17 protein-coding genes are annotated in these 23,135 nt (G+C 48.6%); 11 read left to right on the forward strand and 6 right to left on the reverse strand.

What is annotated here, in order from left to right; all coding sequences use genetic code 11:
- Positions 1-23: 23 nt before the first annotated feature.
- The 4 genes from AB9P05_RS24760 to AB9P05_RS24775 all read left to right on the forward strand — a co-directional run bounded on the left by AB9P05_RS24760 (position 24) and on the right by AB9P05_RS24775 (position 6,667).
- A complete protein-coding gene (locus AB9P05_RS24760) occupies positions 24-563 on the forward strand; it encodes a hypothetical protein (RefSeq protein WP_371911591.1) in 540 nt (179 codons plus the stop codon).
- A 111-nt stretch (positions 564-674) separates the two neighbouring features.
- Positions 675-1,031, forward strand: coding sequence for a DUF6660 family protein (locus tag AB9P05_RS24765; protein ID WP_371911592.1), 357 nt, complete (start codon positions 675-677; stop codon positions 1,029-1,031).
- 62 nt (positions 1,032-1,093) lie between these two features.
- Entirely contained in the window at positions 1,094-5,446 is a 4,353-nt protein-coding gene (locus tag AB9P05_RS24770) for a CusA/CzcA family heavy metal efflux RND transporter (RefSeq protein ID WP_371911593.1), read from the forward strand.
- 12 nt (positions 5,447-5,458) lie between these two features.
- A complete protein-coding gene (locus tag AB9P05_RS24775; RefSeq protein WP_371911594.1) occupies positions 5,459-6,667 on the forward strand; it encodes an efflux RND transporter periplasmic adaptor subunit in 1,209 nt (402 codons plus the stop codon).
- A 221-nt stretch (positions 6,668-6,888) separates the two neighbouring features.
- Here the strand turns inward: AB9P05_RS24775 and AB9P05_RS24780 are convergent, their stop codons facing one another.
- The 3 genes from AB9P05_RS24780 to AB9P05_RS24790 are packed head-to-tail and all read right to left on the reverse strand — an operon-like array spanning position 6,889 to position 11,805.
- Entirely contained in the window at positions 6,889-8,025 is a 1,137-nt protein-coding gene (locus AB9P05_RS24780) for a phytase (RefSeq protein WP_371911595.1), read from the reverse strand.
- A 25-nt stretch (positions 8,026-8,050) separates the two neighbouring features.
- Positions 8,051-9,061: a hypothetical protein gene (locus AB9P05_RS24785; protein WP_371911596.1), complete on the reverse strand. Its 1,011-nt coding sequence runs from the start codon at positions 9,059-9,061 to the stop codon at positions 8,051-8,053.
- A gap of 32 nt (positions 9,062-9,093) precedes the next feature.
- A complete protein-coding gene (locus tag AB9P05_RS24790) occupies positions 9,094-11,805 on the reverse strand; it encodes a TonB-dependent receptor (protein WP_371911597.1) in 2,712 nt (903 codons plus the stop codon).
- A 384-nt stretch (positions 11,806-12,189) separates the two neighbouring features.
- Between AB9P05_RS24790 and AB9P05_RS24795 the strand changes: the two genes are divergently transcribed.
- From AB9P05_RS24795 to AB9P05_RS24805, 3 genes are all read left to right on the forward strand, one after another.
- Positions 12,190-12,447, forward strand: coding sequence for a hypothetical protein (locus AB9P05_RS24795; RefSeq protein ID WP_371911598.1), 258 nt, complete (start codon positions 12,190-12,192; stop codon positions 12,445-12,447).
- Positions 12,440-12,838: a type II toxin-antitoxin system VapC family toxin gene (locus tag AB9P05_RS24800; RefSeq protein ID WP_371911599.1), complete on the forward strand. Its 399-nt coding sequence runs from the start codon at positions 12,440-12,442 to the stop codon at positions 12,836-12,838. The genes AB9P05_RS24795 and AB9P05_RS24800 overlap by 8 nt, the downstream gene beginning before the upstream one ends.
- Before the next feature lie 134 nt (positions 12,839-12,972).
- On the forward strand, positions 12,973-13,551 hold the full coding sequence (locus AB9P05_RS24805) for a YdeI family protein (RefSeq protein WP_371911600.1): 579 nt from the start codon (positions 12,973-12,975) through the stop codon (positions 13,549-13,551).
- 1 nt (position 13,552) lies between these two features.
- Here AB9P05_RS24805 and AB9P05_RS24810 read toward each other — a convergent pair whose 3' ends face one another.
- Positions 13,553-15,220 carry a tetratricopeptide repeat protein gene (locus AB9P05_RS24810; RefSeq protein ID WP_371911601.1) on the reverse strand — a complete coding sequence of 556 codons (1,668 nt, stop codon included), beginning with the start codon at positions 15,218-15,220 and terminating at the stop codon, positions 13,553-13,555.
- A gap of 112 nt (positions 15,221-15,332) precedes the next feature.
- Positions 15,333-16,394, reverse strand: a complete 1,062-nt coding sequence (locus tag AB9P05_RS24815) for a methyltransferase (RefSeq protein WP_371911602.1) — start codon at positions 16,392-16,394, stop codon at positions 15,333-15,335.
- Between the two features lie 540 nt (positions 16,395-16,934).
- Between AB9P05_RS24815 and AB9P05_RS24820 the strand changes: the two genes are divergently transcribed.
- Positions 16,935-17,126: a hypothetical protein gene (locus AB9P05_RS24820; protein ID WP_371911603.1), complete on the forward strand. Its 192-nt coding sequence runs from the start codon at positions 16,935-16,937 to the stop codon at positions 17,124-17,126.
- 668 nt (positions 17,127-17,794) lie between these two features.
- Here AB9P05_RS24820 and AB9P05_RS24825 read toward each other — a convergent pair.
- On the reverse strand, positions 17,795-18,373 hold the full coding sequence (locus tag AB9P05_RS24825; protein WP_371911604.1) for a uracil-DNA glycosylase family protein: 579 nt from the start codon (positions 18,371-18,373) through the stop codon (positions 17,795-17,797).
- A 365-nt stretch (positions 18,374-18,738) separates the two neighbouring features.
- On the opposite strand from AB9P05_RS24825, the gene AB9P05_RS24830 reads away from it, so the two are divergent.
- From AB9P05_RS24830 to alr, 3 genes are read left to right on the forward strand one after another with little or no spacing between them, the layout of a single operon-like run.
- Entirely contained in the window at positions 18,739-19,971 is a 1,233-nt protein-coding gene (locus AB9P05_RS24830; RefSeq protein WP_371911605.1) for an acetyl-CoA carboxylase biotin carboxylase subunit family protein, read from the forward strand.
- A 35-nt stretch (positions 19,972-20,006) separates the two neighbouring features.
- Complete coding sequence (locus tag AB9P05_RS24835; protein WP_371911606.1) at positions 20,007-21,965, forward strand: hypothetical protein; 1,959 nt, start codon at positions 20,007-20,009, stop codon at positions 21,963-21,965.
- The gene (gene alr / locus AB9P05_RS24840) at positions 21,962-23,128 is read left to right on the forward strand and encodes an alanine racemase (protein ID WP_371911607.1); all 1,167 of its coding nucleotides are present in this window, start codon (positions 21,962-21,964) and stop codon (positions 23,126-23,128) included. The genes AB9P05_RS24835 and alr overlap by 4 nt, the downstream gene beginning before the upstream one ends.
- Positions 23,129-23,135 lie beyond the last annotated feature (7 nt).

Genomic DNA, 23,135 nt, shown 5'->3' on the forward strand with positions numbered 1-23,135 from the left:
ATCCTTAAGCCCAAAAGTTTAGAATGATTCATTTGATTACGGTTAGCGGTAAAAGTGCCAGGCATTTTTATCTCCGGCCTGAGTGTGTTTCGGATTTTAAGTCCCTCGTGAGAACTATTACGTCCGAAAATCCCATGGTAATCTCCACCAGGTTCAGGTCAGATGTGTTTTACAAAGGAGATAGCTCATGCAGTGAAGCTATATTGAAAATGTGGACACTGTATGGCGGAATGTATAATATTAAAACAGATCCGTCTGATGTGTTTTCTTCCGATGGAGACCAGGAAGCTCTTGAACGCTACTTTCATTCGATCAATGCCCTTTCCCTTAATTGGTATTATTATAATCAATACCGTAAGGCTTTTTCCAGTGCCTATTCCGAAGACCGGCAAAACACCCTTGCTGCGACCATACTGCAGTGCGATGAGCACCTGACCCGGTTGCCCTGTACCAGAAGAGCCTCTCTCAGGTGCGATATGGAAACAACAGCCCCCGGCCCTGCCTCCAAAGATCATTTTGCACTGGCCATGCGGTTGCTAAATAATCAAAGCCATATAAACTGACTTTTTCTGCTGATGCCACTTGTCAACGCGACTCAGCCTATCAAAAAAATGGTGACAGCACATCTTTGTTCTTTATAATTTGTGAATCGGTAAATTAAGTGGCAATTTTGTGTGTCGAATAGTTCTCGTCCCGAAATAAGCCGGTTGAAGTACATCGCCCTCATATTATCATTATATTTTCTGGCTCTCGCCGTTGTGCCCTGCGCAGACGGGGAAGAGACCCAGCAGGTCCTCGTGAGTGGTGAAGCCATGTTAGATGCAAGTGATCATGAGGGGCATGACCACTCCCACGCAGAAGATTTCTGTACACCAATGTGCGGATGCCAGTGCTGTCATACCAATGTAACCCTAAGCTTCTTTTTCTTCACTGAAGAAGCCACCCCCCGGTCCGGCAAAAAAGCCTCTTTTTATATTGAGAAAAGAACAAGCCAACACCAAACGCCCCTTCTGAACCCTCCCCAGGCCTGATCTGACCTCCTCCCCGGGCATCGTTGCCCGGCATTAATTCCTGTTAGATCAAATAAGATTTTATGATAGATAAGATCATAGCTTTTTCTGTAAAGAATAAGCTCATTATCGGTCTGCTCACCCTTGCCCTTATTGGGGCGGGTATCTGGAGCATGACCCGCGTACCTATTGATGCTGTACCGGACATTACCAACAACCAGGTGCAGATCATAACGCAGGCACCCAACCTGGGTACGGAAGATATAGAACAGTTTGTCACCTACCCCATAGAGCTGGCGATGGCTAACCTGCCGGGCGTGGTGGAAATACGCTCTGTATCCAGGTTTGGATTGTCCCTCGTCACCATTGTTTTTGAGGATGACATGGGAACCTACCTGCCCAGGCAACTGGTGAATGAAAAGCTGGCGGTGGTGAGAGCAGAAATACCCGAGGGCTTCGGTAAGTCATTTACTGGCCCCATATCCACCGGCCTGAGTGAAATATACCAGTATACCCTGGAGGTGGACCCTGCCTACCAGGACAGGTATACCTCCACCGACCTTCGCACCTTTCAGGACTGGATTGTGCGACGTCAGATGGCAATGGTACCCGGCGTGGTAGAGGTCAATGCTTTTGGTGGGAAGATCAAGCAATACGAAGTGGCCGTGAACCCGGATGAGTTGAGGGCCATAGACCTTACCATCACCGACGTATTTCAGGCACTTCAGCGTAACAACCAAAATACAGGAGGAGCCTATATTGAAAAAGACCACCAGGCCAACTTTATCAGGGGAGAAGGGCTGGCCCGAAGCCTGGACGACCTTCGTAATGTAGTAGTAAAGACAGTAGACGGCATTCCCATTCGTATCAAGGACGTGGCTACCGTGCAATACGGCAATGCCGTGCGCTATGGCGCTTTCACTAAAAACGGACAGGGGGAGGCCGTCGGAGGTATGATCCTGATGCTCAAAGGCGCCAACTCCAATGAAGTGATTGAGGCGGTAAAAGAACGAATGGAGCAAATACAGGCTTCTTTGCCCGACGGTGTTTCTGTGGCGCCCTTCCTGGACCGGAGCCAGCTCATTGCCAAGACCACAGGTACCATTACCACCAACCTGGTTGAGGGCGCCCTGATCGTCATATTTGTGCTGGTCTTTCTTCTGGGAAACTGGCGTGGAGGGCTTATTGTCGCTTCCACCATCCCCTTGTCCCTGCTGTTCGCCTTCATCCTTATGCACCTCTTTGATGTATGGGCCAACCTCATGAGCCTTGGCGCTATCGACTTTGGGATTATAGTAGATGGGGCCGTCATTATAGTCGAGGGCACCGTATTCTTTCTTGCCCGCCGTGTGGAAGCAAGCGGTAAATCTATCGATAAGAAAGACCGGGACCAGGTGACCATCAAGGCCAGTTCAAAAATGATGAACGCAGCCTTCTTCGGGCAGCTCATCATTCTCATCGTATTTCTACCCATACTATTTCTGGAAGGAGTGGAGGGTAAAATGTTCCAGCCTATGGCCCTTACCTTCATGTTCGCCATGCTAGGCGCCATGGTACTCTGTCTTACCTATGTACCCATGGTCTCATCCCTTTTTCTACGGGTCAGACCAGGTCGTAAAAGGTCCTGGGGCGACAAAGTCGTCACCTGGCTGGAGAAACGGTATGAACGTGCACTAAAGGCTACGTTGCGAAAAGCGGCCTGGGTTATAGGCGTGGCAGCCGCATTACTCCTCTGTGCCGTGTTTATTTTCAGCCGGATGGGAGGTGAGTTTATCCCCCAGCTCGATGAAGGGGACATTGCCTTCCATATCATCCTTAAGCCCGGCAGTTCCCTCTCCGAAGGGATAGAAACCTCTACCAGGATAGAGAACATCATCCTGGAGCAGTTCCCCGAAGTGGAACAAGCCATGTCTCGCTTCGGAGTGGCCGAGGTACCTACAGACCCCATGCCCATGGACATTGCCGATTGCTTCCTCATTCTTAAACCTAAAAGCGAGTGGACTTCTGCTCAAACCAAGGAAGGCCTGATAGAAGAGATAAAAGAGGCCATTAGCGTAGTGCCAGGTGTGAATTACGAATTCACCCAGCCTATAGAGATGCGCTTTAACGAACTGCTCACCGGCGTACGGGAAGATATAGCCGTAAAGCTCTATGGCGAAGACCTGCAGGTATTAGCCGATAAAGCGCAGGAAATGGGACGCATTATCTCCACTGTGGAAGGGGTAGGAGATATGCGGGTGGAAGCCACTGGCGGACTGCCACAGATGACAGTGACTTATGACCGGGCCGACCTCGCCCAGTACGGTCTTGATATAGCCCATGTGAATCAGGCCATTCAGACATCCTTTGCCGGCGGCAGGGCCGGTGTCATCTTCGAAGGCGAGAAGCGCTTTGACCTCGCAGTAAGACTGGACTCTGCCTACCGGAGTAATATCAATGACCTGCAAAGTCTGTATATTAATACCCCCACAGGTGCACAGATACCTCTTACCGAGGTAGCCTCTATTAATTATGAACCAGGCCCTATGCAGATCAGCCGGGACAATACCAACCGCCGTACCTATGTTGGGGTAAATGTGCGTGGCCGCGATGTGAAGACCCTGGTTGAAGAGATACAGGATAAGCTGGAGGCTGAGCTCGAGCTGCCCGCCGGTTATTACATCCGCTATGGCGGAGCTTTCGAAAATCTGGAGCGCGCCACCAGCCGGTTGCAGGTAGTGGTGCCCATAGCGCTGGCACTCATTTTTATCCTCATCTTCTTTGCCCTGGGTAATGTTAAGCAGAGCCTCATGATCTACATGGCCATACCCCTTGCAGCTATTGGAGGCATTATCTCACTCTGGTTGCGGGATATGCCTTTCAGTATCTCGGCCGGTGTAGGCTTCATTGTTCTATTCGGAGTCGCCGTGCTTAATGGCCTCGTGCTCATCAGTAGCTGGAATGAGCTCAAGGAAGAAGGCATGACAGACCTGGATAGCCGCATTAAGAAAGGAGCCCTGCGCCGGGTTAGGCCCATACTCCTGACAGCCCTCACCGATATACTAGGCTTCTTGCCTATGGCCCTGTCTTCTTCTGCCGGAGCCGAGGTGCAGCAGCCACTCGCCACGGTAGTTATTGGGGGGCTCATTACATCCACACTCCTTACCCTGTTTGTATTGCCAGTCTTATACCGCTGGACGGAAAAGCGATCCTTTTCCTTAGGCAGGCAGGGAGCAGCAGTCTCCATTCTTTTGTTCGCCATACTTATTCTATCCCCGCTATCCCCCGCTAATGCTCAGCAGGCAGAACCGCTTCCGGAGCTCACTATTGAAGAAGCACTGGACAGGGCCCTTACGTCCTACCCCAGACTGCAGGCCTCTGGCAAGGAAATAGAAAAACAGGAGGCCCTGACAAAAACGGCCATTGACCTGGGACGCACCCAAATCTTCACCGCCGGGGAGGAAATTGGCGATAATGGAAACGGCGTGTACACCATCATTGGTATACAGCAACAGCAAATTGATCTGTTCGGTATAGGGCCGGCGCGAAAGGTCAGCAAGGAACGTGTGGCGCTGGCCGAAAAGGCCTATGCGCTCGACCGGCTGCAACTGGAGCAGGAAGTAAGAGAGGCCTTTGCCAATACCCTCGTAGCCAGGCGTACATTTGAGCTGTACGAAGCGCTCGATTCCCTCTATCGCAATTTTGAAAAGAGCGCCAGGCTACGGTACGAGGTAGAAGAGACCTCAAAACTAGCCTACCTGGCAGCCGCCAACCAGGTGAAGCAGGTAGATTTAAGACGGACACAGGCAACCTATGATTATGAATCAGCCATATACAAGCTCAACCTTTGGCTGGTGAGCGACACCTTGTATACCGTCCATCCTGAGCTGCCCCCTGACTGGGATAGTCCCCTGCAACTACCCGACAGCCTTTCCGGTCACCCCGGGCTGCGAGTCGCTGAGCAACAAATGAAGCTTAGCGAAGCAAAGATCAAAGAGGCCAATGCCGCCTTTCTGCCCAAACTCAATGCCCAGTATGGCCTGCAGGAAGTAGGAGGGGAGAGCGGCTACTACCAGTATCAGTTTGGCCTCACCATCCCTCTCATCTTTAACCGGGAGCAGGGTAATGCACGCGCCGCACGGGTAGAGCAGGAAATTGCCGCCCAGAATTATCTGCAGAAACGCTACCAATTGCGCGCCGGGTATCTGTCAGTACTGAAAGAGTATCAAAAATGGGAAGCCTCCTGGCAGTTTTATGAGCAAGAGGCACTGCCCCTGGCCCGTGAACAGCGCAAAGGAGCTTTACTCGCCTACCGTGAAGGGGCCATTGATTACATTGGCCTTATCCAGAACCTAAAGGAGACTCTGCAGGTAGAGATCAGCGCCCAGGAAGCCCTTATGCAATACCTGCAGGCAAGGTTTCGCCTCGCCTATTACATCACCCCCTCTAATCCATAAAACAGAGAATTAATGAAGCTGAAAATATATTACACCATCCTGTCTTTGATTATGTTAATGCTAACTGCCTGCGGTGAGGAGCATAAAACTGAGGAAGGACATACCCACGAAGGAGAAGCCCATTCATCGGAAGAAAGTGAGGGACATTCAGATCATGAAGAAGGCGAAAGCGTTCACCTTACTGCCAGTCAGTTTCAGGCACTAGATATGAAAGTAGGGCCTCTGGAACAGAGAAATATCAACAGTACCGTGCAGGCAAACGGTACCTTGGAAGTACCCCCTAAGAATGAGGCGCTGGTCACTGCCATCATGGGAGCTAATATCGCTTCTATAGAAATTATAGAGGGAGACGACGTACGGCAGGGGCAGGTACTGGCCTACCTCAGGCACCCCGATATCACCCGTATGCAAAGCGATTACATGGAAATATATAACCGGCACCAGTACCTGGAGCAGGAATATGAGAGGCAGAAGAAACTGTATGAAGCAGAAGTTGGCTCAGGCAAGAACTTCCAGCAGGCTACCGCTGAGTATAAAAGTGCACAGGCTGCCATCAACAGCCAGCAGGCACAGTTGCGGCAGCTCGGCATAAATCCTGCCCGGATTCGTCAGGGTAATTTTTATACCCGGATACCCGTAGTTAGCCCCATTGATGGGGCTATCACAAAAGTAGAAGTGAAAACCGGTCAGTACGTACAGCCGCAAATGGAAATGTTCGAGATAGTAAATACAGAGCATATACATGCTGATCTTATGGTCTTCGAAAAAGATGTGCATAAGGTCAGCGAGGGGCAGACTGTACGCTTTACAGTAGAGAATCTGCCAGGCAGAGAACTAATGGCCGAGATATATTCCGTTGGTAAAAAGTTCGAGCAGGACCCGAAAGCATTGCATGTCCATGCGGAGATCAAAAATGAATCCCGCAGGCTTATACCAGGCATGTATGTGCGTGGGGAGATACTTACAGACAGTGTAACCACTACTGCTTTGCCAAAAGAGGCCATCACCCGTGAGGGAGATGACTACCTTGCCTTCATGGCACAGCAGGAAGGAGAAGAATGGATGTTTACCCCCGTAAGGGTTAAGCCTGGCGCTACAAGTAGAGATTGGACAGCCGTCAGTTTCCTGGACGAAGTACCCAACGAGGCCAATTTTGCTATGGACAACGCTTACTACCTCCTCGCTGAAATGAAGAAAGGCGAGGGCGGTCATCATCACTAATGAGATTCACGGCAAAGTACAAAATAGAGGCCTAAAAGTTACCCACAGCCTGATTATACCATGACTATAGGATCACTATAGAGTGGATAATGAGAATAATACAAATAGCAGTCTGAAATAGAGGGGTGAATACGGCTATTGTAAGCAGGTTGCCTCAGGTAGGAAGGAAAACACCATGCCCCTCAGAATCCTGGCGGGCATGATGCGCTGTCAGATTAGCTTCAGTCCTGGCTTCTTACCTTCAGCTCATCGCCGGCAATCACCTCCCAGGGGTAAAGCTGAAAGGTTTTGCCTTCGGACATGGCGACAAACAGGCCGTGCGGATAGGCGGGACCGAGATTAACTGATACGGTTTCTGAGCCGTCACTTTCGAGCGTTTCGGTCTCAATGATCTTCACCAGGCGATGGTCGTGCGGATTGCCTTTGTATCCTTCGCGGGTAAAGATATGGAAGCGGTTAGCCTGCTGGTCTGACACAAGGATATAACCGGTACCGTCGGGCATGGTGTACAGGCTTATCCCTTCGTGGTCTTCCGCAAAGCCTTCGGTGGCAAACATGGCCAGCTCTTCATTTCCCTGCTCCGGATCGGCGTAGTACTTGCGTACGCCCACTGTCTCATCAGAGTAGTACACATAGCCCAGCTCGTCGTCAACAGCGATAGCTTCTATCTCATGGCGGCCGCTGAAGTTGCCGAATTTACGCACAAGGGTGGCGCTAACCTGGCCGCTGCCATTATCTTCCAGGCGGTACTGCCACAGATATGTGCCATCAGTAGGGCCGGTCTTCCTGCCGACTATGGCAAAGATAGTCCCGTCAGAGGGACGTTTATACAGTCCGATCCCCATCAGGTCGCGATACTCAGCCCCTGTTTCACCTTCGAATACGGGTAGGCCACCACCGTCAACCGGCTGCATGTCTGGCAGGCTGTAAATACGTAGTTTGTGAGTGTACCGCTCGGTTGTAACAGCAATATCTGTAGGCTGGCCATTTAGCATGAGGCCATACTCCACATCCACATTATTAGGCCGTTCCAGACCCAGCACGCTCCTGCCAGGAACTATTTTGCCATCCAGGTCAAAAACATAGAGTCCGCCACCGGCTTCTTTGTCCGTACCTATAATAAGGCTCCTGGCAGGATCCTCGGGATTTACCCATATGGCAGGGTCGTCTGTATCATGAGCCGTCGTGTCGGTGTAAGCACTCGGTGTCACGCTTACTACGGGCACATCGGGTGTAGTCAGAGCAGTCGGGGTAGCAGTGTCGGGGCTTTCGCTGTCGTTTTTATCCTGACGCTGCTCCGAACCGGAAGGGGTACAGGCAGCCAGGGCAGCAAGTAGCAGTAAGGAATATTTTAACATAAATAAAGGTATTCTGAATAAGCGTTTAGCGGGTAAGGGTTAAAGTGGTTTCACTGGTTTCTTCATCGTCGAACTCGCCGGTCAGGGTTAGGGTAAGCACACCGTTCTGAATTTGGAAGCTGCCCTCATAGACAAATTCTTCCTCGGCTCCGTTTTCCAGTTCCACATCATCTTCCAGAACAATGTCGCCCTCCCGGGCATCTCGTGTGATATCGTCGTATCCGGCTTCTATCTCTATCTCCAGATTTTCGCTCTCTGTTTCGCCGCATTCTGTTACTTCTTCGGTTTCTGTCAGTTCTACCACTACGGCCATCTCATCATAGGCAAATTCTATGGTAATACCTTCGACATCAGCGGACTGCAAACCGGCTACATCCTCATTTATCAAACCGAAAAGCTCTTTGAAACGATCGAACTGCTCAGTGTTCGTCGCATCCAGTTCCCACTCACCAAAAATCACCTCGTCATCCAGTACCTCGTATTCAAAAGGCATGCTAAATACAGTGGCTTCCTGTCCGGAACCTGTGATTCTGACATTAAACCCACGAAAATCATTGACATCGCCGTCATCGAAATAGGTTTCATCCAGGATAAAAACGAGTTCTATTTCTTCTACTCCTGCCGGAAAAAGCAGGGTACCTGCGCCTGTAGCCGGGTCAAATGATTGCACAAGGTCTTCGCCATTGTCCAGTGAGGTAGTGCAGTCGTCTATTTCATAATAAGCTTCAGCTCCGGTGATGTAGTCTGCCAGGTTGGTTATGCCTTCCGTATCCACTATACTGAAGTCGAGCATGTAATCTTGGCTCAGGGGGAATATACGTCCGCCGAGTTCTTCGGCACTTTCATCATACCGGTCGGCAAGCGTAATGACCAGGCTGGCCTCGTCACTGTCTTCCAGTTCGCCACCGCCTTCATCATCAAAAAGGATTAGCTGAGGGTATTCTCCGGGAGTGGTTACCGGCGTTACGTCTTCGTCTTCGCGTGAGCAGCCGGTCAGTGCTAATGCACCGAGGGCTGCGATATATAGATATTTCATGATAATGTCTTTGTAACTTAATTAAAACAGGATCAGAAGTCGAACTTGAGACCGAGGCGTGACCACCATGAGTAGAATTCACGTTGGATGACGATGTCCTCGCTGCCCTGGTAGGCTTCGAAAGGCTGGTCGGTCAGGTTCATAAATTCGGCAAAGATCCGGAAGCGGCGGTCTACCGCATAACTGGCACTGGCATCCAGTTGCAGGCGCTCACTTACGTAAATGTCCTCTTCGGCTGCTCCACCCAGTTCTGCGAGATATTCCCCATTGAAGTTAAGCGCGAGGCGGGCATTGAAGCGTTTGTACTCATAGGCCAGTGAGAAGTTGCCCAGGTGATCTGCCTGACCGGGTAGGCGAATGGTCTCTACCGCATCGGGGTTTTCCTCGCTGGCCTCCCGGCTTTGTATGTCGGCCTCTGAGTTGGTATAGGTGTAATTAAGGTATATGCTAAAGCCGCTAAGTGCACCTGGCAGAAAGTCCAGTTGACGCTGGAAGGCTACTTCGAGCCCAAAAAGGTCGGCACCTTGTCCGTTCTGGGCCTGGGTTACATCTACTCCGGTGGCAATAGGGGTACCGGTAAGCGGGTACTGGCTGTCAAATATGGTCTGGGGATAGATGAAGTCATTCAGGCGCTTATAAAATATGCCGCCTGATATGACCCCGACTGTTCCGAAGTACCTCTCGCCCAGCAGGTCTATGTTCATCGCACTCACTGGCTCCAGTTCAAAGTTGCCTACGGTGGCTTCCTCATCTTCCAGGTTAGCCTCTTGCGAGGGGATGATCTCGCTAAAGTTAGGCCTGGCATAACTCCAGGTTACGGCGGCCCGCAGGTTGGTATTGGGGGTAAGGGCGTACTTGGCATGCACCTGTGGCAGAAAGAAGTCGTAGTTGTTCTCGCCACTTACGGGGCGCAGCGCTTCCAGATCACCGTTTGGGGCTATGATCACGTCTGTACTTTCATAGCTGGTGTTGGTACGTTCGTAGCGGACACCGCCTAGCAGCGTCAGACGGTTAATCTGGTGGCGGGCCATAATGTATCCGGCATATACATTCTCATCGGCCTCGTAGCTTTCCAGGGCCTCATCTATGTATTTGTCCTCAATACTCAGCTCGAAGTCGGAAATATTGGTATTGAAGTAAGGGATAAAACGATCCAGGCTGAGGGGGTCGCTCAGATTATAGCGTCTGTCGAGAAAACTATCATCCAGCAGTCCACCGGTAAAAGCATCCAAATTGGGCACGTCACCACGGGCTTCCCATTTGTTTTGGGTTATGTTAAAGCGTTTGTCTTTCAAACGCATCTTCGCTCCGAACTTGAAAAGGCCTTTTGCATTACCGGCCTGGTAGGGAAGGCCTATGTTAAACTTAGCCGTCAGGTTACGATCTTCAGCCAGGGTATTTCCTTGTTCGAATTCATCGAATTCATAGGCGGAATTGTCCAGGTAGCCGGGGGCGGTAATAGATGGAAAGTCGGGATCGCTAAAGTCGAGGCTACTCGGTATACCTGCTATAAAGACCGCCTCATTGTCATAGGGAGTGTCCTGCTCTCCGTAGCTGTACTGCACTTCATAATCGATCCGTATTCGCGGAAAGGTGTGCCGTGCACCCAGGTTCACAGAGGTAACACTCTGAGACTCGAAGCGGTCCTTGGTCAGCTTTTCTATTTCTTCATCATCAGGGATAAATACATAGCGCCTGCGCCATTCACGATCAGTAAAGCGGGTATAGAGGCTGCGCAGATAGATCTCCGTATTTTGCCCTATGCGATAGTCAAGTGTGGCACTTAGCCCGAGTCGGGTACGGGTAAGTTCGTAATCGCGTAGCTCAAGTTCGTTATCGAAGGGTTCGCGCTCCCAGTTATCCGAGCCGAGGTCGTTATGGTAGTAGCTGGTATTGAGCAGCAGGCCTAAAGCTTCATCACTACCGAAACGTTGTCCATACTGTAGTGAACCCTGCAGGTTCGGCTCTTCCATGAGGTTATTATATCCTACCAGGGCAGAACCGCTTATGGCGGGCTCGGCTGTTTCGGCGGTTCGGGTAATCAGGTTTACGCTACCGCCTATGGCATCGCCGTCCATGTCGGGAGTGAGTGCCTTGGTTACTTCCATACTGGCGAGCTGGTCGGATGGGATCGCGTCCAGGGCCACAAAGCGCACATCTGCCTCGGGACTGGGGATTTGCTCACCGTTGATGTTAATATTGGTAAACTGGGGTGCCAGCCCCCTTACAAGTACGTAACGGCCTTCGCCCTGGTCACGCTCAATATTTACGCCGGGTACGCGCTGCAGAGCCTCCGCCGCGTTTGGATCAGGAAAGCGGCCTATCTGGTCGGCTGCAACTATATTTTTAATATTATCGGCGCTTCGCTGTTGATTGAGTGCGCGGGCCTGGCCCTGCAGGTAGCCGGTCACCGTGACACCGCTCAGCTCAGTGGTTCCGCTGCTTAGGGATAGTTCCAGGTATTCGGTTACGCCCGGTGAGACGCTTACCTGTGCGGAGGTGTCCGTATAGCCGAGGTAGCGAATGCGTAATTCATAGTCACCGGCCTCCATGCTCAGGGAAAACTCTCCCTGTAAATTAGTAGATGTACCGTAACTTGTATTGAGGGCCATAACCGTAGCACCGGGCATCGGCTCGCCGGTGGTGGCATCTACGACCTTGCCTCTTACCAGGCCCTTATCTTCCAGGGCAATGGCCTGTGAGAAACTGGTAATTGCAAATAGAAATAGCAGAAATGTTCTCATACCGTGTGGCGGTTATATTGGTTTCTGCAAAGGAGCTCTGTACGCTGTTCAGCAACAATAGGTGGAGGGCAGCAAAAAGGCAACAAGGGAGTAGGTCACGGTATACAAAATGGCAACAACACGGCCTGTGTATTTTATTAATATACTGATAGTCAGTAGTATATGTTACTTTAAAAAGTGTATTATTTAATCTTTACCACAGCGTTAAGTGTAGACAAACTAATAGAATATATTGCCTGGCGGATTATAAATAAGTAGGCTAATTTAAGTGGCAGAAAATGAGATATTAAGGAGGGGATTTTGATGTAATTTATGCGGGGTATTTGTTATTCTAATAAAATTAGTAATTTAGAACTTTGGAAAGCGCTATTTCGTAATATTGATATGGCAAAGAAAGATAAGAAAGGCAAAAAGAAGCTCACCTTGTACTTCGATAATGAAGCCGATATGCAGAAAGTGCAAAAAGTAGCCGAAAGTATGGGGGCCTATGTGGCTGCTCCTTCAGGCATATCTGATGGCCACAAAATGTCTCAGCTTTTGGAGCAAATTGCTAACCGGAATAGCCTTGGTAATGCCATACCCGACCCCGAGACCTGGCAAAAAGAGATGAGAAAAGACCGAAAACTTCCCTTCCGTGACTAAGAAAAAGAGGTATCTGCTGGATAGTAATATCGTTATCTATTCTGCTTTGCCCGAAAATGCCCATCTGAGAGAGTTTATTGACCGGCATTCACCTTCGGTATCAGCCATCACCAGGCTAGAAGTGCTGGGTTATAGTCGAATAACTCCTGCAGACCGGCGAATTTTCGAATTATTCTTTGAAGTAAGTAAAGTGTGGCCTGTTTCAGAAGTTGTAATAGACCTGGCTATTCAGCTAAGACAGATCAAATCTATGTCCCTGGGAGATGCAATAATCGGTGCAACAGGCCTGTGGCATAATCTTCATATCGTAACCCGCAATACAAAGGATTTTGCTCATATTGAGGGGCTAAAGGTCTACAATCCCATGAAAGAGGGTCCCGGCTCATCATGATGAGATCAAATTCGTCTCATTCATTAAAGCCATATTCCTTTAGCTAAATAAAATACTCAATTCTTTCTCTTCGTACCCGCCAAAAAGCACCTTATCAGGTTACGGTATAGGCTATGCTTTAACCATATAGGCTCATGATCAAAACAGAAAATTTTGAAAAGGTTGAGGTGACCAGTGCCGGTGAATTACGGGATTGGCTGAGTAAGCATTATGCTCAGGATTACAGTGTCTGGCTGGTGACTTACAAGAAAGTGAAACCCGCCAAATATATATCCACAGGCCAGATACTGAATGAGCTACTATGTTTCGGGTGGATAGATGGCATACGGCGAAAGCTGGATGAGGACAGAACTATGCAGTTCATCTCCCCCCGTAAGTCAGAACACTGGGCGAAAACCTATAAGCAACGGGCTGCGAAACTGATGGAACAGGGACGTATGCATGATGCTGGCCTGAAATCTATTGAAGCCTCTAAAGCGAGTGGCTTATGGGATTTTATGAATGATGTAGATAACCTGGTCATTCCGACAGACCTGCAAAAAGCATTGAAGAAGTATCCAGAGGCAGAAACTTTCTTTCATAATATTAATGACTCGAGTAAGCGATTTGTGCTGCGCTGGATCAAGCTGGCTAAGAAGGAGGAAACACGGCAGGCGCGAATGGAAAAGATCGCGCAGCTATCTGCCCGTGGAGAAAAACTGCCGGGTAGCTGACCTACCCGATGCCCTGAACAAAGGCGTCCAGCTTTTGCCCTTTTTCAAGTTGGAGTTTTTTCCGTAGCCTGTAGCGGGCTATTCGAAGGCTGTCCGGACTGATACCGAGCATGGCAGCCGTGTCTTTGGTGCCGAGGTGCATCTTGATTAGGGCACTCAGGCGTAGTTCCGCCTGGGTAAGATCGGGAAAGCGCTGCTGCAGGTGATCGAAAAAGCTGTGGTGTACCTGTTCGAACATTTTGCGAAAGTCTTCCCAGTCCTTGTCTTCGGTAAAGCTCTGGTCAATCTGCCGGTTCAGGTTTTTCAGGTGTTTGCGTATCTCACGCGCATCGCGGGTAGGCACCTGCTGTAGCCCTTCCTTTAGCTCCTGCAGCAGGTGGTTTTTACGAATAAGGTGCAGTGTATGGGCCGTCAGGGCCTGCCGCTGGTTCTCCAGTTCGGTCTTTAGTTGCTCTTCGCTCAGGTGGGCATTGACCAGCTCGGCCTCCATGAGTTTTTGCCTGGCTTCATAAAGCTCTTTGTTTTTAGTGATAGTGTGCCGGTTTGCTCTTAACTTTCGGCGTTGCCTTTTTACCACTGTAAAACCTAGTAGCAGGGCTACCCCGAACCCCATCCCGGAAAGGCCCATGATAAGACGCTGGATTCGCTTATCTTTTTCAAGAAGCTGAATTTCACGGCTTTTGCGGTCTGTTTCGTATATGGTATGCAGCCGGGCCATTTGCCGCAGCCCTTCCTCACTATAAATCTCTTTATATAACCCTACTGAGCTGTCAAGGCTGGCATATGCTTCGGGATATTGCCCCAGGGATGCCTGCAACTGCCCTAAGTCCCGAAGAGCGCTACGAAGCTGATACTTATCCTGATGCTTAAAGGCCAGATCAGTTGCTTTGGCAGTGTAGTAATAAGCTGAATCGTAGCGATGGGTTTTGTAATGCACATCACCCAGGTTATTATACAAGTGTATAGCTTCGGCAGGTCCGCCATGGGATAGGGTGAGATCCAGTGCCTGCTGAAAATAATGGCGTGCGGTGTCGTAGGCCATGAGGTCTTCGTATATACTTCCGGTGTTTTCCAGAATAATACTTCGGGCTTTCCATTCCGATTTGTCCTGAAGCAGGCCCAAAGCCTGCTTTTGATAGTAAATGGCCGAATCGTACTGCCCCTTTTTCTCGTAGTAATGGCCCAGGTGACCGTACGTTCGGGCAATATGGGTATTGGACCCGGAGGCAGTAAAATAGGCTAGTGCAGTACGGTAGCGGGACAGGGCCTTTTCGGGTTGGCGCAGGTAGTAGTATACCTGTCCCAGCCAATTGCTATTTATGGCCAGCGAGTAACTGTTTTCCTTTTTATCCTGCTCCCATATTCTCTCCGCTTTAAGCAGGTAATCCAGGGACTGATTAAAAGCGGCCTCTGCAAAAAACACCCTTCCCAGCCAGTGCTGACTTTGGGCTAGCTGAAAAGTCAGGTTATATTGCCGGGCATATTTTTCCAGGAGCCGGGCGTAGTGGTAGGCAGAGTCTGTTCGTTCGGGCAGGCTAGCCTCGAACTTCTCTGTGAGCAAGGCCAGATTTTTAGGGTGGCTAACAGGCAGGCTAGCCAGCTTAAGGCCATCATCCGCCAAAACGGTGAGGCTTAGGAAGAGAAATATTGAAAGTACTAAAAACCGCATTGTTGCCCTTCTGAGCGATCAATGTAGAGGATTTTTCAACTACGTGACAGACAGCGGGGGAAACTTAACAGAAATGTAACAGGTGCGCATTTTCGCACCTGTTACTTATACCTTATTTATAAGCTATAGCCGCACTGGTAGGACCGGTCAGGTTCATATATTCGATCCTTTTAAAACCTGCCTCATATATCCACTCCTCAAATTGGCCGTATGAGTAGCTAAATCCGCCATCGGATTCTATTAGCATATTAAGCGACATAAGCAGACCGAGTGAGTTTTCTATTCGGTCATTGTCAAGTAGCATTTCTACCACAATCAGCGCACCGCCCTCCGGCAATCCATTATAAGCTTTACGGATAAGTCGTTTTTTATTCTTCAGAGAAAAGCTGTTGAGCAGGTTACCCATAGTATACACTTCAGCCTCAGGGAAGTCATCAGTCCAGAAGTTGCCTTTAGCGATAGACACCTGGTCAGCTACACCATATTTTTCGATAGTCTCTTGCACGATAGGAGCCAGGTCCGGCAGATCGAAAGAGGTCAGTTGAAGATGATCGTGCTTTTTGGCCAGTAGGGCGGAAAGCAGGCCACCCGAGCCACCTATATCCGCTACTTTTTTATATGGGCTGAAGTCATACTGTTCAGCCAGTGCCATGAAGTTCTCCACCTGTATGCTCCCCATTGCATCGGCAAAGTTCTTTAACCTATCCTTGTCCTCATATATCGCAGCAAAAGACTCTTTGCCGGTATATTTGATTTCGTTTTGAGGTTTGCCGGTTTGCAGCCCCTCTTCCAGGTCCGCCCAGAAACGATACTCCCTGTCGTTTGCCATTTCTAAGAACCCGCCAATATATGACTGGCTGTCTTTCGTGAGGTAAGCCCTGGTATCCACGGTATTAAAATACACTGCATCTTTCCCTTTTCCTTCCCTGTGCAGGAAGCCACACGAAGCCAGGGCATCTAACCAGTCGTATAAATAGGACTTATGTATACCTAATGCCCCTCCAATCACTGGAGCGGTTATTTTTTTATCATTTAGATAGTCAAAAAGGCCGAGTTTAACGGCAGAAAGAAGCGTTTTGGAAGCCCAAAAACCAAGTCCTACTTGTAGGATTTGTGAGGGATCGGGCTGTTTTGAATACGCCTTTAGGTTAGGTAAATAAGCTACTGTACTCATAATACAAAATTAAAAAGTGATAAAAGTCTTTACTTGCTGTTAACTAAGAATGATCTGTTAGTAATATAAACAGATATTTTAGGTTTAATAAGGTTGATGTAATGTAAAATTGGAAAATATAAAGTTTAATTCTCGCTTAATGTAAGTTATAAGAAATAAAGTGAGATTATTCATTTTGTAAATTATACCAGGATTTATGTCGTAAATGCTTTGTTATTTTGCTTAATTGTTGAATTAAAAAATACATTTTTGTGCTGATGTGGCTTAGGCTCAGTTACATGAATCATAAATATTCCACTACTATTTTTTTCTGATAGTTAGTTGGAAGAGTTTCATTCGATACCTCAAACAGAAAAGGCGTGAAAAAATTTTAAAATGGTATTTATTTAAAATGTTTAATTAAATTAGTTGTAATATCGGGCGCCAACTATTCATGAGTGAACAATTAATAGCCTTAAAAAACAATTAACCTACTGTAAATCAGTAGTTATTAAATTTGCCGTGTATTTGGCGGTGAGTGGTTTTTATAAAAAATAAGGTATGTTTAAACCCCACCTTCCTTTTGTTGCATTAATTATATTCATCTCATGCGCTGACCACGCCAGTCAGGTAGACCCATTCGGATCGTATGCCTCTGATGGTGAGCGAATTGATAAAATTGAGAGAGAATTACACCCTGCCTTCAGTATAAATGGCCTCACTCAACCCTATTCTATGCTAGATGCGGCATAGCCCTCAGCCTGTAATTTAAAGCATAGAAATATGCTGCAAGAATCAGTTTGAATACTTATCCATAAGTTGTATTATTACAATAAGTCATTTATTCCTTCCCTTGTAAATCTTATCGTGTTTTTTCCCAATCACCAACCCAATGCTGAACCGCTTCTAAACCGTCTTTAAACCGTGTAGAGAAGGCCCCTCCTTCGCCTATCGTTTAGCTTGGTTACCTACTTTAGGTGCTGCATACTAATTGTATATTATGAAGTTTATGTACCTCTCCATCCCGACCCCCAAATGCCTTTCCCCAGGTTAAGCTGAATGAAGCACCACGCTACTTAGGGAAAGGTGGCCGCGCTGGTAAGCACATGTACCAAAGAAAGCCTAATCGGAGAGGTGTAGTTACTTCTCCTCAAAAGTTAACCCGCGGTCGGAAAGAGCACCCTACCCTTAGCCTGCCAGCTAAAGCCAACGCGCGGATAATCCTAATAGGCTGACAGCGTATTCGAACCCCTGCTCACAAAATTCCTTTCCCCAGGTTAAGCTGAATGAAGCACCATGCTACTTAGGGAAAGGTAGCCGCGGAGGTAAGCATACGTACTCAAGGGAAGCCATATCGAAGAGTTGCAGTTACTTTTCCTCAAGAGTTATTTCCCGGCCGGAGAGGGAATCCTCCCCTCAAATCAGGGTAATATATCCCGGACATATTCTTTAAGTACAGGCAGTAGCTCCCGGCCAAACCACGGGTTTCTTTTCATCCAGATGTTATTTCTTGGTGAAGGATGAGGAAGTACAATCGTATCAGGGAGAAAATCCCTGAAGGAGCGTACCGTTTCAGTTAAGCTCTTATGAGGATTAGCCCGTAGATAATACCGCTGGGCATAAGCACCTATCAGCAGCGTAAGCTGCACCCGTTCAAGAGATTCCAGAAGAGGGCCGTGCCACAGCGGCGCGCACTCCCTTCTGGGAGGCAGATCGCCCGACTTGCCTGTACCCGGGTAGCAGAATCCCATCGGTATAATGGCCAGGTTTTTTGTGTCGTAAAATGCCTCCTTGTCCAGCCCCATCCATTCCCGCAGCCTGTCCCCGCTTTTATCGTCCCACGGTATGCCGGATTCGTGCACTTTGCGACCAGGTGCCTGGCCTATGACTACAATGCGGCTATGGGCATGGGCCGTTACCACAGGCCTTGCTTTGTGTGAAAGGTGGGGCTCACAAAATGTGCAGCCATTAATCTGCGCTAATATATTCTTGTAGCTCATACCACTGAGATCGGCAAAATACGGCAAAGCTTTTCATCCTGTTATCTCCTTATTTCATTCGATAACTTACCAGGCCCGTAAACTCCTGAATAAATAGAATGGAAATACAGGAGATTTAATTTTTTTCCTTGCCATAAAAAATGTACTCTGAACCCTGTCAGGACAAACGGGTATACCCAATAAATTCTAAACACTGCTATGGTATTGCTGTTTGTCTTATTAAGATTGAGTCCGTTTTATGCTGTCGCGCCGACTCATTTTTTTTAAGTTTTAACCAGACAAGAACAACACCCATGCGATACATATCCATTTTACTGGTTGTTGTACTGTCACTATTAAAAATTTTCAGAAACAGAAAATCCAACATGACCAACTCACAAACCTGCTTTGCCCTGATGGGGTGGAGCCTGCCGGTAATTGAAAGCCTTCAGAAATTGGGCAAGCCATTCGTTGTTGTATCCTTTCCTGACTTCGAACCATATGCCAAAGAAAACAACATTCCTTTTGTATCCTGGGCTTTTGATAAGTGGAATGACGAGTCTAACTCTCTTGTACTGGCTGAAAAACTTCAGGCACATAATGCGACGGTAGCAGTACCTCTATTCGAAGAAACAGTGGAATGGGCCGGTGCGCTTAATTCCATCTTCCGCAATGACCCCCGCGTACTCAACCGTGCCTTCCTTTTCCGGAATAAAGCCATGATGAAGCGTAAAGCACTGCTGGGTGGTCTGCGTGTAGGCTACTTCGAAGAAGTATTCAACAAAGAGCAGGTAGAGGAATTCATGAAGCGTCTGAATGAGGCAGAGCTGGTACTCAACGGCGAAAGCGATGCCTGGGTCCACCTGAAGCCTTTTGATGCCGCCGGCACAGTAGGCCATAAACTGCTTCGCACCAAAGAGGACATTGATAAGAAACTGGACAACAGAAAAGACTTCCCCAGCCTGGTGGAAAGTCACCTGAGAGGCCAGGAGTTTAGCTGCGAGGCCTTTATCCATAATGGAAAAGTACGTTTCCTTAACATCACTGAATATGTGAAGCTGGGCTATAGTAACTTTATTCCATGCGGGCCTGAACTCAAGGCTAAGCGTCCTGCCATTACCAAAGAGATCGAAAAACTCGTAAAGGTATTCGGTATTGAATACGGTATGATCCACCCCGAGTTCTTCATAAACGAAAATGACGAGATCTCTTTTGGCGAAGTAGCCTGCCGTATTCCCGGCGGACATATTTTGGAAATACTTGGCAAAGCCTATAATTTTGATGCACTCGCGGCCTTTGTGCTTTGCCATGACCCTAAAACGACGGATGAGGAATTGGACGCGATCTTCCCTGAAAATGAAGAGGCTTTCGTACACTACAATGGCGCACTGATGGTGCACCCTGGTAAAGGCCATATTACGAAACTGGCTGTACCCGAAGAGCTTACGGAAGACCCATACTTTGAGGAGCATACACTGGTACCTTTACTCAGTGAGCAGAAGATCGGCGACAGAGAAGGATTCGGTAATCACTACGGGACAGTATTCCTGCAGGGTGACGACCCCGGCCGTATGAAGGAAATGTTAACGCACTATCAGGACGTGCCTTTCTACGTTTAAAAATAATACCAGCTCTTAAAGAGTAAAACACATACATGACACAAGCACTAGAAGGTGTGGCGCTACACGATGCCTTTCTTAAAAATGTTGAAAACCTGAAAAAAGGACTTCCTGCCGCCAGGCAGCAGTACATTACTAAAATACTCGGCCAGGTATCTGCACTGGCTGCTACTGAGCAGGGACTTTCTTTTTTATATGATCACATAGATGAGGTCATAAAGGCAGGTTTTTTTCTCAACTCCCCCTGGGAGGATAAGGATAAGCTTAACCCGGCCCTGGTGCCGGGTACCCTTAAGTCAGGGGAGCCAAACCTCAGCATGGAACTTCTCAATGAGTTGCGAATGCTTAAGTGGGCGTCTGAGGGTGACGATGACGCTCTCGACTTTGTGGAACACGCCCTGGTGCAGTCTATAGACCTGGTTTTTCAGGATTTTTCCGAAGAAACACGAATGGCCATAGGGGATGCGAGTATTTTACGTATTCGTAACCTGTTTAACTTTATTCTTCAGAAAATAAGCCTGACAGGCTTGTTACCGATGCTCACAGAAGAGCTGAAACTTATGGCCGCTCAGCGGCCCGTAGTCACCCGGCCTATTCGTGATCTGATCCGCCTGATCCATGATCGCATGCCGGACTCTAAAGAGATGCAGCAGGATGAAAAGCTTGGTCTATTCATCCGTGCTGTCTATCACCCCGTTTCAGGTTTCGACCTCCCCGAGAGTTACGAAGAGTTTGAGCAGGTATTGAGCACCCTGGCTGATGATAAGCTGGAGGCTATGGCACGTGATTTTGCCTACTGCCTGCGCGAGACCGGCCTGGGAAACCCACACCATGCCGTATTCTTGGAATATGCGGCAAAGCATAAGCCAGCGCTGGTTCCCCTTAGCCTCGGGCTGGATGCTACAGGTACTGCCGAGTTTGAAAAGCACCGCCAGTTTGTGTGCAAATTATTCGGAGATATCATCGATGTACCTACGGCTCAGGCAATCTTCGGCCTGGCCCTGACCCTGGAAAACGGCCTGCTGAGCCGGCAGCCGGTGATCAATGGTATACAACGCCTCTTTTCTCTCAAAGTCCACCCTGAAGTGGATAAGATCCTCCTCAGGAGCCGCCATGGAGAGAAGAAGATAAACAGCCGAAAGCTAATCATTGCAGCTGTGTTCAGAATATTAGGACAGCCGTTGGGCGTGGGCCAGGGAAATAACCCCACCTGTCAGGCAGCTAGAGGTATCAGCATGTGGAGCCGTCATGCGCCGGGCAAACTGCTGAACATGATCCTGACCGTGGCAGAGCATAATAACCTGGAGTACATGTTCGAGGGCAAATTACTCCGCTCCGCCAGCCTCGGAGAGGGGCTTGTAGGGGAAATAGACCTGAATCTGGATCCTGTCAGCATCGTGCTCGTTCCGCACCTTGATAAGGTATATAATGAAATGATGCGCATGGCCGTCCTCAGAGGGGAGGACCCGCATAAGTTTGTAAATCCCGCCCTATACGGCCAGTGGATTCACACAGGTTTTAAGGGCGTGCTCGACCCCCTCACACAGACCATAAAAGACTATCCTGAATTTGTACGGATATTCTATAATTCCTTTCACCCGGACTATAATGGCGGCCACGACATGCTTTATCCTAACCCGGTAGGCATATTTATCACCTCCTCCGGGGGCAAGCTATTAGGTTTTCACGCAGTAAGCATGTTGCGTGTATCAAAATTTGAAAACGGAGGGGTAAGAGTGTACTTTCTCAATCCTAATAACGAAGGGCGGCAAAACTGGGGACAGGGCATAAAACCTACCGTATTTGGCTTCGGTGAGCAGCCAGGTGAATCATCCCTTCCTTTCGAGCAGTTTTTAGCCAGAGTATACGCTTTTCATTACAATAGCATTGCCTACGAAGCTATTGAAGATGACGAGGTACGTAAAAAACTTATAAACAAAGTAGAGAAGCTATCCCGGGAAAGCTGGGGTAAAAGCTATAATTGGGCACTATGAACAGAATAGTAAGGCACTCCAGCCGAATAGAATTAAGTCAGGCCGCAATAAAGGCCAATTTTGGTTTTATCCGTAAAAAGGTAGGGGAAGGGCCGGTTATATCATCTGTTGTTAAAGCCAATGCTTACGGTCATGGGATAGAAACATTCGTACCCATGGCCGAAAAAGCCGGGGTTAGACACTTCAGCACCGCTTCCGCGCATGAAGCCGAAGAGGTACTGCACTCCCGAACCAAAAAATCCGATATCATGATCATGGGTATTCTATACGGAGAAGACCTCTCCTGGGCCATAGAGAATGGTATCGAGTTTTACGTATTTGATTTTGAACGGCTGGAGGCAGCACTAAAAGTGGCTAAAGAACTCAATACCCCGGCAAAAGTGCATCTGGAAGCAGAGACAGGCACCAATCGTACGGGTATGCTCGAGGCAGAGTTTAACAAGTGCCTTACCTTGGTCAAAAAGAATAAAGATCACCTGCATTGCTACGGCATATGCAGTCACCTCGGCGGGGCGGAAAGCCTTTCTAACCAGTTTAAGATCGACCAGCAAAAGCAGCGCTTTAAAGAGTTTCTGAAACTCGGTAAAGCCAAAGGCATCACTCCCAAATACCGGCACCTTGCATGCAGTGCAGCGGCACTCGCTATGCCCGATACAGTGTATGACATGGTACGGGTTGGCGTCGCCCAGTATGGTTTCTGGCCCAGTCCGGACATATATTTCATGCACCTGCAGGATGTAGACAAAGGAAAGGATAATCCTATGCGCAGGGTAATTTCCTGGAAAACAGACGTGATGGCAATCAAACACGTGAAAAAGGGCGAGTTTATCGGATATGGCACCAGCTACCAGGCCCTCCGCGATATGGAGGTGGCCGTGATTCCCCTCGGGTACTGCAATGGCTACGCACGTGGACTATCTAACCGCGGCCATGTACTTATTAAAGGCAAAAAAGCACCCATCGTAGGCCTCGTGAACATGAACCTTTTTATGGTCGATATCACCCATATCAAAGGAGTGGAGCCAGGCGAGGAAGTTGTCCTTATCGGTCGCCAGGGAAATAACTCCATCACAGTAAGCAGCTTTTCCGATACCTCTAATCTTCTGAATAATGAAATGATAAGCCGCCTTCCCGCCGCCATTCCCCGCTATCCGGTTAGGTAACTAAGGT

Origin of the sequence: Roseivirga sp. BDSF3-8, from assembly GCF_041449215.1 — a bacterium.
In the GTDB taxonomy this organism is placed as follows: Bacteria; Bacteroidota; Bacteroidia; order Cytophagales; family Cyclobacteriaceae; genus JBGNFV01.

Bases quoted from the DNA above. Each gene is read 5' to 3' on its own strand.
- AB9P05_RS24760 (WP_371911591.1), top strand. From the start codon at position 24: ATGATTCATTTGATTACGGTTAGCGGTAAAAGTGCCAGGCATTTTTAT.
- AB9P05_RS24770 (WP_371911593.1), top strand. From the start codon at position 1,094: ATGATAGATAAGATCATAGCTTTTTCTGTAAAGAATAAGCTCATTATC.
- AB9P05_RS24775 (WP_371911594.1), top strand. From the start codon at position 5,459: ATGAAGCTGAAAATATATTACACCATCCTGTCTTTGATTATGTTAATG.
- AB9P05_RS24780 (WP_371911595.1), bottom strand. From the start codon at position 8,025: ATGTTAAAATATTCCTTACTGCTACTTGCTGCCCTGGCTGCCTGTACC.
- AB9P05_RS24785 (WP_371911596.1), bottom strand. From the start codon at position 9,061: ATGAAATATCTATATATCGCAGCCCTCGGTGCATTAGCACTGACCGGC.
- AB9P05_RS24790 (WP_371911597.1), bottom strand. From the start codon at position 11,805: ATGAGAACATTTCTGCTATTTCTATTTGCAATTACCAGTTTCTCACAG.
- AB9P05_RS24795 (WP_371911598.1), top strand. From the start codon at position 12,190: ATGGCAAAGAAAGATAAGAAAGGCAAAAAGAAGCTCACCTTGTACTTC.
- AB9P05_RS24805 (WP_371911600.1), top strand. From the start codon at position 12,973: ATGATCAAAACAGAAAATTTTGAAAAGGTTGAGGTGACCAGTGCCGGT.
- AB9P05_RS24810 (WP_371911601.1), bottom strand. From the start codon at position 15,220: ATGCGGTTTTTAGTACTTTCAATATTTCTCTTCCTAAGCCTCACCGTT.
- AB9P05_RS24815 (WP_371911602.1), bottom strand. From the start codon at position 16,394: ATGAGTACAGTAGCTTATTTACCTAACCTAAAGGCGTATTCAAAACAG.
- AB9P05_RS24820 (WP_371911603.1), top strand. From the start codon at position 16,935: ATGTTTAAACCCCACCTTCCTTTTGTTGCATTAATTATATTCATCTCA.
- AB9P05_RS24825 (WP_371911604.1), bottom strand. From the start codon at position 18,373: ATGAGCTACAAGAATATATTAGCGCAGATTAATGGCTGCACATTTTGT.
- AB9P05_RS24830 (WP_371911605.1), top strand. From the start codon at position 18,739: ATGACCAACTCACAAACCTGCTTTGCCCTGATGGGGTGGAGCCTGCCG.
- AB9P05_RS24835 (WP_371911606.1), top strand. From the start codon at position 20,007: ATGACACAAGCACTAGAAGGTGTGGCGCTACACGATGCCTTTCTTAAA.
- alr (WP_371911607.1), top strand. From the start codon at position 21,962: ATGAACAGAATAGTAAGGCACTCCAGCCGAATAGAATTAAGTCAGGCC.